This is a genomic window from Rahnella inusitata (assembly GCF_965118895.1).
GTDB classification, from domain to species: Bacteria; Pseudomonadota; Gammaproteobacteria; order Enterobacterales; family Enterobacteriaceae; genus Rahnella; species Rahnella inusitata_A.
The window spans coordinates 15784-28239 of record NZ_CBCPJJ010000014.1 but is presented as its reverse complement, the minus strand read 5'-3'; the positions used below and the strand labels follow the sequence as shown (position 1 = coordinate 28239).

General features: G+C 52.5%; 8 protein-coding genes and 1 pseudogene. 3 read left to right on the top strand and 6 right to left on the bottom strand.

The window, feature by feature from the left end:
• Window positions 1-23: 23 nt before the first annotated feature.
• From ACMHLI_RS13605 to ACMHLI_RS13595, 3 genes are all read left to right on the top strand, one after another.
• The gene (locus ACMHLI_RS13605) at window positions 24-1673 is read left to right on the top strand and encodes an amidohydrolase (RefSeq protein WP_413529930.1); all 1650 of its coding nucleotides are present in this window, start codon (window positions 24-26) and stop codon (window positions 1671-1673) included.
• 120 nt (window positions 1674-1793) lie between these two features.
• On the top strand, window positions 1794-3464 hold the full coding sequence (locus ACMHLI_RS13600; RefSeq protein ID WP_413529929.1) for an MFS transporter: 1671 nt from the start codon (window positions 1794-1796) through the stop codon (window positions 3462-3464).
• 104 nt (window positions 3465-3568) lie between these two features.
• Window positions 3569-5206: an MFS transporter gene (locus ACMHLI_RS13595; RefSeq protein WP_413529928.1), complete on the top strand. Its 1638-nt coding sequence runs from the start codon at window positions 3569-3571 to the stop codon at window positions 5204-5206.
• Window positions 5207-5241: 35 nt separating this feature from the next.
• On the opposite strand, the pseudogene rluF reads toward ACMHLI_RS13595, so the two are convergent.
• The 6 genes and pseudogenes from rluF to atpG all read right to left on the bottom strand — a co-directional run.
• Window positions 5242-5970, bottom strand: a pseudogene (gene rluF, locus ACMHLI_RS13590) (23S rRNA pseudouridine(2604) synthase RluF); the annotation flags it as partial.
• Window positions 5971-6069: 99 nt separating this feature from the next.
• A complete protein-coding gene (gene glmS / locus ACMHLI_RS13585; RefSeq protein WP_413529927.1) occupies window positions 6070-7899 on the bottom strand; it encodes a glutamine--fructose-6-phosphate transaminase (isomerizing) in 1830 nt (609 codons plus the stop codon).
• A 133-nt stretch (window positions 7900-8032) separates the two neighbouring features.
• A complete protein-coding gene (gene glmU / locus ACMHLI_RS13580) occupies window positions 8033-9400 on the bottom strand; it encodes a bifunctional UDP-N-acetylglucosamine diphosphorylase/glucosamine-1-phosphate N-acetyltransferase GlmU (RefSeq protein ID WP_413529926.1) in 1368 nt (455 codons plus the stop codon).
• Window positions 9401-9671: 271 nt separating this feature from the next.
• Complete coding sequence (locus tag ACMHLI_RS13575; RefSeq protein ID WP_112165412.1) at window positions 9672-10094, bottom strand: F0F1 ATP synthase subunit epsilon; 423 nt, start codon at window positions 10092-10094, stop codon at window positions 9672-9674.
• A 33-nt stretch (window positions 10095-10127) separates the two neighbouring features.
• Window positions 10128-11510 (bottom strand): F0F1 ATP synthase subunit beta, encoded by a 1383-nt coding sequence (gene atpD / locus ACMHLI_RS13570; protein WP_056775954.1) that lies wholly within the window; start codon window positions 11508-11510, stop codon window positions 10128-10130.
• Window positions 11511-11542: 32 nt separating this feature from the next.
• A complete protein-coding gene (gene atpG / locus ACMHLI_RS13565) occupies window positions 11543-12406 on the bottom strand; it encodes a F0F1 ATP synthase subunit gamma (RefSeq protein ID WP_112165415.1) in 864 nt (287 codons plus the stop codon).
• Between the last annotated feature and the right edge of the window lie 50 nt (window positions 12407-12456).

Sequence of the window (12456 nt, the reverse complement as noted above, 5' to 3'; positions counted from 1 at the left end):
CTCCATCTCTGCGAGGATTATTTATGTCTGCTCCAACTACTGTGATTTACTCGGCCAAAAAAATCATCACCATGTGTCCTTCCCAACCGGAAGCAAGTCATGTGGCAGTCAAAGACGGACGGATCCTGGGTGTTGGTTCACTGGATGAGCTAAAAGAATGGGGCGAATGTGTTGTTGATAACACCTTTGCCGACAAAGTTATTATTCCAGGCCTGATTGAAGCCCATTCACACGCCACCGGGGGCGGTATGTGGCAATTCCCTTATGTCGGTTTTTATGATCGCCCTGACTACACGGGTAAAATCTGGAAAGGCTGCCGCTCCTTTGATGAAGTAGTTGAAGCGCTGCAAAAAGTCGAAAGAACCATGACAGATCCAAACGCGCCACTGATTGCCTGGGGCGTCGACCCTATCTACTTCGGCAGCGAAAAACTGGGCCGCCAGCATCTGGATCGCGTGTCGACCACCCGCCCGGTGGCCGTGATCCACATGAGCATCCACTTGATGGGCGCTAACACAGCAGCACTGGCTGATTGCGGCATTTTTGCTGACAGCGAGATCGAAGGCATCGTTAAAAACGAAGATGGTTCGCTGCACGGTGAGCTGGTTGAGTTTGCTGCCATGGGTCCGGTGCTGCAAAAGTACGGTTTTTGGGACGCACTGACCACCGAGCGAGCTATCCATACTTTTGGTCAGGAAGCTTTCCGCGCAGGCTGTACTTCAGCCGCCGACATGGGCTTAACGGATTTCGATAACCCTGAGCTGGCCGCCAACTATATCCGTATGACCCGCGCTGAAGACTTCCCCATCCGCCTGCTGGTGGCTTACGGCCCTCCGTTTGTGAAAAAACCTTTTATTGAAGCCGTAGAGTTCGCGGTCGATGTGATGAAGCACGGTCATAACAAAATGATTTTCGGCCCGATGAAGATTTTCCTCGATGGTTCGATTCAGGGCGGTTCAGGCAGAATGTTAGCTCCGGGTTATTTCAAAACCCAGAAGAATGGCGCCTGGAATGCAACCCCTGCCGAAGTTGAAAATCAGGTGTACGAAATCATGAAACGCGGTTATCAGATCCACTGCCATTGCAACGGTGACGAAGCCTCAGAAGCTTTTATCCAGGCCGTCGAGAAAACCCTGAACCGCATTCCGGCAGCGAATCATCGCGCCACCATGCAGCATGCTCAGATGCTGCGTGAAGATCAGTTCAAACGCATTAAAAGCCTCGGCATGTGCGTTAACTTCTTCAGTAACCACATCTACTACTGGGGTGATCAACATTACAGTAAAACCATGGGGCCGGAACGTGCTAATCGGATGAATGCCTGTGGCAGCGCGGTTCGCCACGGAGTTCCGTTTGCTTTCCACAGCGACTGCGGCATCACACCAATTAACCCGCTATTTACCGGCTGGTGCGCCGTGAACCGTGTGACCGCCTCAGGGCGTGTATTGGGCGAGCGCGAAAAAATCAGCGTTGAGGATGCTCTGCATGCCATGACCGTCGGCGCCGCGTACACCATGAAGGTCGATCATCTGATTGGCAGCATTGAGTGCGGCAAACTGGCTGACTTCACCATTCTGGAAGAGAACCCTCTGACCATTGAACCGATGCATCTGAAAGACATTCAGGTCTGGGGCACGGTGCTTGGCGGCAAAGTACAGCCAATTTCCCGATAGTCTGTTCCCCTGACCTGACCGGTCAGGGAACCCCTTTTTAGACAGGATGCCTATCCGCCTGGAAACAGCCGGACGGCTTCCTGCTGCCCATTATTAACAAAATTTGATGAGGTATTTTTTATGGCGACACATGCCACCGAGCCACTGGCTGTACCTTCCTCCACCCCTTCGGTGTCAGGATGGGCCAAATGGCTTCCCTTACTGGTGCTTTGCCTGGCCCAGCTGTCCACTTCAGGTGATAACGCCACACTGAGTATCGCCACCGGTGCGCTGGTTAAAGATCTCCATGCTTCCATGGATTTAATCAGCATTGCTAACGCCATGTACTCTCTGGCGGCAGGCTCACTGATGGTCGCGGCCGGAATGGTTGGGCTGATTATCGGCTGGAAAAAAACTTTCCGTATCGGCTGTGCACTGCTGTTTTGCGCCGAACTGACTGCCTTCTTCTCACCGAATATGCAAATTTTCACCTACGGTGCCCGTCTGCTTTCCGGTATCGGCGGCAGCTTTATGATCCCATCGGTTCTGGGGCTCATCGCCAGTAACTTTAAAGGCCGTGATCAGGCCGTCGCTTTCGGCGCCATCGGCGCGGCCAGCGGTGTCTCTTTTGCAGCTGGCCCTCTTATCTGCGGCACGCTGGTAGATCAGTTTGGCTGGCGTTACGCTTTCGCAGCAATCGCCTGCCTGTGCGTAGTAATTTTCGTCGGTTCTTTCATCATCCCAACGCCGGCAAAACCAGAACGCAAAGTACGATTCGACTTACCGGGCGTCGTGTTGACTGTCATCGGTCTGTTCATCGTCATTCTTGGCTTCCTGAAAGTTTCCAGCTGGGGTTTGTTCACGCCGTTTGCTGCGCCGTTCACTCTCTTTGGGTTAAGCCCTGCGCCATTCCTGGTGCTGTTTGGTTTAGTCGTGCTGGCTTTGATGCTGAAATGGGAACGTCATCGTGAGGCTTCTGTTGGTAGCGCACTGATCCCGATGTCCTTCTTATCGACACCACAAGTTCGCAACGGTTTATATCTGACCGCCTTTATCTTCCTGGCCTATGGCTCAGGTATTTTTGTGACCGTCAGTTTTGTGCAGGTTGTGGCGGGACTGAACGGTATCCAAACAGGCCTGATGATATTACCGTTCGCTTTAGGCGTGGTTATCTTCTCGCTGGGGCTACCGGTGGTGTGGAAAAATGCCAATCCGAAACGTATGTGTCAGTCAGCATTGTTGATAGGTACTCTCGGCTCGGTGCTGTGCATTTTCGGCTTCGGCCCTTCCAGCTTCTCTATGATTGTACCGATAGGTATGTGTTTGATTGGCGTGAGTATGGGAATCGTCTCGGCCTATTCCAGCTATATTGTAACCAGTGGATTGCCATCAAGGGATGCACAGCAGTCAGGCGGCGTACAGGCAACATCCCGTAATGTCGGCCAGGCGATTGGTGTTGCAGTATGCGGCATGGTGATGCTGACAGCAGTGACCATGGGTGTGCAGGGGGCAGCGCGCAGCGATCCGGCTTTAAGCCCGGACACTCAGACCAAAGTATCTGAAATGACCGTGATCCCTTACCTGAGTGACGCGGGCTTCTCTGCCCTGATGCTTGACCATGGCATTGTACAAAAAGACGTGCCTGCTCTGACGCAGGTTTATCAGACGTCCAGATTAAACGCGACTCGTGCCGGGATGATTGCCACCGCGCTAATGACAGTCCTCTTCCTGTTCGGTACGCGTAATCTGCCAACTAAAACCAAAGTTGCAGCGTCAGATAACCTCGCAGAGGATCGTAAAAAGAAAAACTAATGTTATAGCTCGGGTAATAGCCTAATTATTATCCGATATTTTTAGCGCGCACCCTGTTTGCAGGTTGCGCGCTTTTGCGTAGCTGAAATCATTAGGAAAATACTATGGCTGAGAAAATACGCCTTAACCGACAGGCCATTGGCTTGCCCCTTCTGGTTCTGTGCCTGGCTCAGTTTCTGGCGTCGGCAGATAACGTTACCCTAAGCATTGCCACCAGCGCACTTATCCGCGATCTCGGTGCATCAATGTCACAAATCAGCACCGCAAACACCATGTATCCGCTGGTTGCGGGCACATTTATGATTGCCGGTGGCATGTTGGGGTTGATTATTGGCTGGCGTAAAACCTTCCGCACCGGCTGCATTCTCTATTTTTTAGCTGAGATCATCGCGGTTTTCTCGCCTTCAATAACGGTTTTCATCTGGGCGGCAAGGATACTGGCAGGCATAGGCGGAAGTCTGATGATCCCGGCGGTGTTTGGGATTATTACTGGCAGTTTTCAGGGGCGGGAGCAAGCAATTGCCTTTGGTGCGCTTGGGGCTGCCAGCGGTTTTTCTTTTGCGATGGGCCCGGTGTTGTGCGGTTTGCTGCTCGATACGCTGGGCTGGCGCTGGGCTTTTGGCGTTCTGGCTGGGCTGGCGATTGTGATACTGGTTTGCTCAAGCAGGGTTCCCTCCCCGTCAAAACCCGAAAAACGCGTTAACTTTGATTTTGCAGGTTTTATCCTCTCAACACTCGGTCTGTTTTTAGTCGTGTTTGGAATTTTGCAAATATCAACCTGGGGTCTCATCACTCCGTTCAATCCTCCTTTCACTTTTTTCGGCCTCAGTCCGGCTTTGATGCTGGTCGCAAGCGGCCTGCTTATTCTGGTCGTCGTGCTGCGGTGGGAAAAATTCCGCGAAACAGTCACTGGCAGTGCCATGATCCCACAGTCATTTTTACGCACGGCACAGGTTCGCGCCGGGCTTTATCTGACCATGTATATTTTCTTCGCGTACAGTTCGGGGATTTTCGTCGTCGTCAGTTTTGTGCAGGTGGTGGCAGGGCTGGACGCCGTACATACCGGCCTGATGATCATTCCGTTTGCCGTCTGCCTGGCCGGTTCGTCGATGGGCTTACCGCTGATTTTCCGACAGCGTAATCCACGCCGTCAGTGCAGGGCTGGATTACTGCTGGGAATGGCTGGATCGGCGATCACTGCTTTGGGCATTCACGGACTGAGTTTTAACACGACAATAGTGACGTCGGGACTCTGTCTGATCGGAGCCAGCATGGGCACCGTAGCAGCAAACGCCCCCTTTCTTATCACAAGCGCGCTGCCGGAGCGTGACGCTCAGCAGTCCGGAGGGATTCAGGCGGCAGCCAGAGATATCGGGCAGGCATTGGGCGTGGCATTAGTCAGTATGGTGATGCTGACCGCTATGACATTTAGCATGAAGAAATTTACAGCCGAAGTTTCAACAATGAGTCCGCAAACCTTTCAGACGGTAAAAAACCTGACGGTTATTCCTTATCTTAGCGATGCAGGGTTTGAGTTGATGATTGTAAAAGAGGGGGCTAATCCGCAGGACCTTGTAGCACTGACGCCGATTTATCAGCGTTCACGTGCGAGAGTTACCCGCGCAGGGCTGTTTTCGATGACGATAATGACACTGCTGTTCCTGATGGGAACAGGAAAAATCCCGGTGACGCTGGAGGGCTCTGATTCGAACGTTGGAAAGCACGAAAAAGTTAACTACTGAGCCGGCGAGCAATTAAAGCACTCTTTAACCCGTCACTCTTCAGACACGGAGCCTTCAAGCTGTCTAAATAATGCGGTCCGTTCATCACGGGTCAGTTCCCGCGATTCCCCCAACGGCAGCTTATCCAGATGAATATTCATGATCCGCACACGTTTAAGCCGTGTCACTTCAAAACCAAAATGCTTCGACATACGGCGGATCTGACGGTTAAGTCCCTGCATCAGCGTGATACGAAAGACATATTCCGACTCTTTCATCACTTTGCAGGCTTTGGTCACCGTGCCCAACATCGGGACGCCGTAACTGAGGCCCAGAATAAACGCGTCGGTCACTGGCTTATTGACGGTCACCACATATTCTTTTTCATGATTGTTACCGGCGCGCAGAATTTTGTTCACCAGACAGCCGTGATTGGTCAGTAAAATCAGCCCTTGCGAATCTTTATCCAGTCGCCCGATCGGAAAGATACGCTTACTGTGATGGATGAGCGTACCGATGTTATCCGGCAGATTTTCATCCATCGACGTAATGATACCCACTGGCTTATTCAACACGAGCAGCACCAGATCGGTTTCATCTCGTTGCTCTATAGGCTGACCATCGACCTTCACGACATCGCCGTCAAAGACCTGCGCGCCAAATCCGGCCAGCGTATCGTTAATCAATACCCGCCCATTTTCGACATAACGGTCAGCATCACGCCGCGAACACATGCCGCTGTCGCTGATGTATTTGTTAATCCGAATGGAAGAAGAGATCGGCATTGCGCAGAGAACCTCTGTAAAAGGCGGACTATACCTTGTTGCGTTGCAGAAATAAAAAAGCGCCCACGTGGGGCGCTCGGAAGCAGAAATCCTAATGACTTATTCTACCGTCACGGACTTCGCCAGGTTACGCGGCTGGTCTACGTCGGTGCCTTTGATCAGCGCAACATAGTAGGACAGCAGCTGGAGCGGAACGGTGTAGAAAATCGGTGCGACGATTTCTTCAACGTGTGGCAGCTGGATGATCTTCATACCTTCGCTGTCAGTGAAACCGGCATTCTGATCGGCGAAGACGTACAGCAGGCCGCCACGGGCGCGCACTTCTTCGATATTCGACTTCAGCTTTTCCAGCAGTTCGTTATTAGGTGCAATCACGATCACCGGCATATCCGCGTCGATCAGCGCCAGCGGGCCGTGTTTCAGCTCACCCGCCGCGTAAGCTTCGGCATGAATATAGGAGATCTCTTTCAGCTTCAGTGCACCTTCCATCGCGATCGGATATTGATCGCCGCGACCGAGGAACAGGGCGTGATGCTTGTCAGAGAAACCTTCTGCCAGAGACTCGATGGTTTTATCCAGCGACAGCATCTGCTCGATACGCGCAGGCAGTGCCTGAAGCGCATGAACGATGTCGTGCTCAACCTGCGGCGCCATATCTTTCAGACGGCCCATGCGCGCCACCAGCATCAGCAGAACGGTCAGCTGAGTAGTAAAGGCTTTGGTGGAGGCCACGCCGATTTCGGTGCCCGCTTTGGTCATCAGCGCCAGATCGGACTCACGCACCAGAGACGAACCTGCAACGTTACACACGGCCAGAGAACCGAGATATCCCAGCTCTTTGGACAGGCGCAGTGCAGCCAGCGTATCGGCAGTTTCGCCGGACTGAGACAACGTGATGATCAGGCTGCCCGGACGCACGGCAGATTTGCGATAGCGGAATTCAGACGCGATCTCAACATCACAAGGCATACCGGCCAATGATTCAAACCAGTAACGCGCGACCATACCAGAGTTATACGACGTCCCGCAGGCAATGATCTGGATATGCTGAACGCGAGACAGAATGTCGTCAGCCTTTTCGCCCAGTTCGCTCAGATTCACTTCACCGTGGCTGAAACGGCCTTCCAGAGTGTTTTTGATCGCCAGAGGCTGTTCGTAGATTTCTTTCTGCATGTAGTGGCGGTAAACGCCTTTATCACCCGCGTCGTACTGCACTTTAGATTCGATTTCTTCCCGCTCAACCGCATGACCGTTTTTGTCATACACGCTGACCGAGCGGCGTTTCACTTCCGCGACATCGCCTTCTTCAAGGAACAGGAAGCGGCGGGTGACCGGCAGCAATGCCAGCTGATCGGAGGCAATGAAGTTTTCACCTACACCACGACCGATCACCAGCGGGCTGCCGGAACGGGCAGCGACCAGAACGGACGGATCACGGCTGTCCATCACGACAGTACCGTATGCGCCACGCAGTTGCGGGATAACACGCTGAACCACTTCCAGCAGCGTGCCGCCCTGAAGTTGTTCCCAATGCACCAGATGCGCGATCACTTCGGTATCCGTTTCGGAATCAAAACGGTAGCCGCGTTCGATCAGTAATTCACGCAAAGGTTCGTGGTTTTCGATAATGCCGTTATGCACCACCGCGATGTAATCGGACACATGCGGGTGGGCGTTCGCTTCTGAAGGTTCGCCGTGGGTTGCCCAGCGGGTGTGCGCAATACCGGTGCCGCCGTGCAGTGGATGTTGATCCAGCGCGTCAGCCAGCATCTGGACTTTGCCCAGACGACGCAAACGCCCCATTTTCCCTTGCGCATCAATCACAGCCAGACCGGCTGAGTCATAACCGCGGTATTCGAGACGGCGTAAACCTTCTAACAGAATTTCAGCAATATCGCGTTGCGCTACTGCGCCTACAATTCCACACATCAGTTTTATTCCTATTGAAGGTCTTTCGGGACCTTTTTTGATGCCTGACCTGATTTATCCGCGAGCCCCGTTTTCCGGTGTACTTACGGTTCCCCGAGCCTTGTAGAAGTTGGGGATTATTATGTAATGCTTATTATTTCTTCACCGGTTTTTGCCAGTCAGGTTTATGCACCTGAGGCACCCGGCTTAACAGTAAACCGTTATCAGGAACATCGCGCGTCACGGTGGTGCCCGCCGCGATGGTCACGTTATTGCCGACGGTAACAGGCGCAATCAGCTGAGTATCGGAGCCGACAAACACGTCATTGCCGATAATCGTTTTGCTTTTGTTCACACCGTCATAGTTACAGGTGATGGTGCCCGCGCCGATATTGACGTTGTCACCTATCTCGGCATCGCCAAGATAGGAAAGGTGACCCGCTTTAGAGCCTTTGCCCAGACGAGATTTTTTGATTTCAACGAAGTTGCCCACGTGTGCGCCCTCGGCCAATTCAGCGCCAGGGCGCAAACGGGCGAAGGGGCCGACGGTGCAACCGCTTTCCAGCACCGCATCTTCGAAAACGCTGTAAGGGCTGATTTCACAATCATCGCCAATCACACTGTTTTTCAGCACACAGCCCGCACCGATTTTCACGCGATCGCCCAGTTTGACGTGGCCTTCGATAATCACGTTGGTGTCGATCAGCACGTCAATGCCATGGGAGAGTTCGCCACGGAGATCAAAGCGCGCAGGATCCATCAACATCACACCTTCCAACAGCAAGCGTTCAGCCTGTTCACTCTGATACACGCGCTCAAGGCGGGAAAGTTGCAGGCGGTTGTTCACACCATCCACTTCACTGTTACGCGCCGGATGAACGGTGGCGATCTGGTGCCCTTCGGCATGTGCCATCGCAATAATATCGGTGATGTAGTATTCACCCTGCGCATTGTTGTTGTTCAGTTTGCTGAGCCAGCGTTTGAAAGATGCCCCGTTGGCAACCAAAATCCCGGTGTTAATCTCCTGAATTTCAAGCTGTTCTTTGCTGGCATCTTTTTGTTCGATAATGCCAGTGACCGTGCCGTTTTCACGCACGATGCGACCATAGCCGGTTGGGTCATCAAGCACGACGGTCAATAAACCAATACCGCCTTCCGGTTTAGCTTTCAGCAGTTTTTCCAGCGTACCGACGGAAATCAGCGGAACATCGCCGTACAGCATCAGCACATCTTCATCATCTGCAAAGAAAGGCGCAGCCTGCTGCATAGCATGGCCGGTACCCAGTTGCTCTGCCTGTAATACCCAGTTCAGTTCACTGCCCGCCAGATTTTTCTTCAGCAAGTCTCCACCATGGCCATAGACCAGATGCACGTTCTTCGCCCCCACCTGCGTGGCGGCATCAATCACGTGTTGCACCATTGGCTTACCCGCCAAGGAATGAAGAACTTTAGGAAGGTTGGAGTACATGCGTGTTCCCTTGCCCGCGGCAAGGATCACCACACTCAGTGTGCTGTTCGACATAGGTAACCTGACAAATCCAATTTGAGTGACAAAAGTAACCCGTTCAGTGCACGGATTACTACATATTTCGCTTCAAAAACCACCTGCAGGCCGCAGCCTGTAAGGGTTGAGCACGGTATAGACTACAGCAAAAAATCTGAGGGTAAAACGTCCACTTATTCCGCAAGTATTCCATTAAACGTGAATTCACGCCTTCGGATAAACGCTGAAAAGTGTCTTATTTAAAGGTAAAAAAAAAGCGACCCGAAGGTCGCCTTTTACACTGATGTCGTTACATCGCTTTCCTGGTCAGTTCGATAACGCGAAGTTTCGCGATCGCCTTAGCCAGTTCTGCTGACGCCTGAGCGTAGTCAACGTCGCCGTGAGAACTATTAATATGTTCTTCCGCCTTGCGCTTAGCTTCAAGCGCGCGCGCTTCGTCGAGGTCTTGCCCACGGATTGCAGTATCAGCCAACACGGTAGTTGCATTCGGCTGCACCTCAAGGATGCCGCCGGAAAGATAGATATACTCTTCTTCCCCGTGTTCTTTAACAATGCGCACCATGCCAGGCTTGATGGCGGTGAGCAGCGGAGCATGCCCCGGGAAAATACCCAGTTCGCCTTCGCTACCCGTCACCTGGATCTTCTGTACCATGCCGGAAAACATTCTCTTTTCCGCACTGACTACATCCAGATGGTAAGCTTTTTCAGCCATGTCATCCTCTCTCAATACCACAACAAACTAGCGTTACAGTTTCTTGGCTTTTTCCACTGCTTCTTCAATGGTGCCAACCATGTAGAACGCTTGTTCCGGCAGGTGATCGTAGTCGCCGTCCATAATGCCTTTGAAACCACGGATGGTATCTTTCAGCGAAACGAACTTGCCCGGAGAACCGGTGAAGACTTCGGCCACGAAGAATGGCTGGGACAGGAAACGCTGAATCTTACGCGCACGGGATACAACCAGTTTGTCATCTTCTGACAACTCGTCCATACCCAGGATCGCGATGATGTCTTTCAGTTCCTGATAACGTTGCAGAATAGACTGCACGCCACGAGCCACATCATAGTGTTCCTGACCAACAACCAGTGGATCCAGCTGACGACTGGTGGAATCCAGTGGGTCTACCGCCGGGTAAATACCCAGTGACGCGATCTGACGGCTCAGTACCACGGTCGCATCTAAGTGAGCGAAGGTGGTGGCTGGAGATGGGTCAGTCAAGTCATCCGCAGGGACGTAAACGGCCTGTACGGAGGTGATAGAACCACTTTTGGTCGAGGTGATACGTTCTTGCAGAACGCCCATCTCTTCCGCCAGTGTTGGCTGATAACCTACCGCAGAAGGCATACGGCCCAGAAGTGCAGACACTTCAGTACCGGCCAGGGTATAACGGTAAATGTTATCGATGAACAGCAGGACGTCACGACCCTCATCACGGAATTTCTCCGCCATGGTCAGGCCGGTCAGTGCTACACGCAGACGGTTGCCTGGTGGCTCATTCATCTGGCCATAAACCAGGGAAACTTTGTCGATAACGTTGGAGTCGGTCATTTCGTGGTAGAAGTCGTTACCCTCACGAGTACGTTCACCCACGCCTGCAAACACAGAATAACCGGAGTGCTCGATCGCGATGTTACGGATCAGCTCCATCATGTTTACAGTTTTACCTACACCCGCACCACCGAACAGACCGACTTTACCGCCCTTAGCGAACGGGCACATCAGGTCCATAACTTTGATACCGGTTTCCAGCAATTCCTGGGAGTTCGCCAGCTCTTCGTAAGAAGGAGCAGGACGGTGAATTGAACGGCGTTCTTCTTCGCCGATTTCACCTTTCATGTCGATTGGTTCACCCAATACGTTCATGATGCGACCCAGAGTCGCTACACCCACCGGAACTTCAATTGGGTGTTCCAGGTTGTTCACTTTCAGATTGCGACGCAGGCCATCTGATGTACCCATTGCGATACAACGAACAACGCCGCCACCTAACTGTTGCTGTACTTCCAGCACCAGTTTGGAGGTACCGTTTTCTACCTCAAGAGCATTGTACACGTTCGGTACTGCATCCTGAGGGAACTCGACGTCCACCACGGCGCCGATTACCTGGATAATCTTTCCAGTAGCCATCTTGAATCCTCTACGTAATTCGTAAACCTAGCTTAAACCGCGGAGGCTCCCCCGACGATCTCGGTGAGTTCCTGAGTGATGCTGGCCTGACGAGCTTTGTTGTATACCAACTGCAGCTCTTTGATCAGGCTGCCGCCGTTATCGGTTGCGGCTTTCATCGCTACCATTCGCGCGGCCTGTTCGCTGGCCAGGTTTTCTACGACGCCCTGATAAACCTGAGATTCCACATAGCGACGCAGGAGGGTATCCAACAGCGCTTTAGGGTCCGGCTCATACAGGTAATCCCAGGATTTCTTCGCCAGTGCGCCGTCTTCTGCTGGTGGCAGAGGCAACAGCTGCACGATGCGTGGTTCCTGAGACATGGTATTGACGAATTTATTGCTAACAACGCATAACTTGTCTAAACGACCTTCGTCGAAAGCCTGCAACATCACTTTCACCGGTCCGATCAGTTCTGACAGGGAAGGGTTATCCCCCATGCCAGTGACCTGAGCAACAACGTTGCCACCCACGGAGCCGAAGAAAGAGGCTGCTTTGGAACCGATCAGTGCGAGATCAACTTCAACACCCTTTTCGGACCAGCCTTTCATCTCTGCCAGCAGTCTTTTGAACAGGTTAATGTTCAGACCACCACAAAGACCACGGTCGGTAGACACCACCAGATACCCGACGCGCTTAATGTCACGCTCATCCAGGTAAGGGTGCTTATATTCCAGATTACCTAACGCAAGGTGACCAATCACTTCACGAATGGTTTCTGCATAAGGACGGCTGGCCGCCATACGTTCCTGCGTTTTACGCATTTTGGAGGCGGCGACCATTTCCATCGCTTTAGTGATCTTTTGCGTGTTTTGCACGCTGCTGATCTTACTACGTATCTCTTTTCCGCCGGCCATCTCTGCTTCTCCTCATTACCAAACGGCCCGCTGCTTATCTGCCAAAAGCA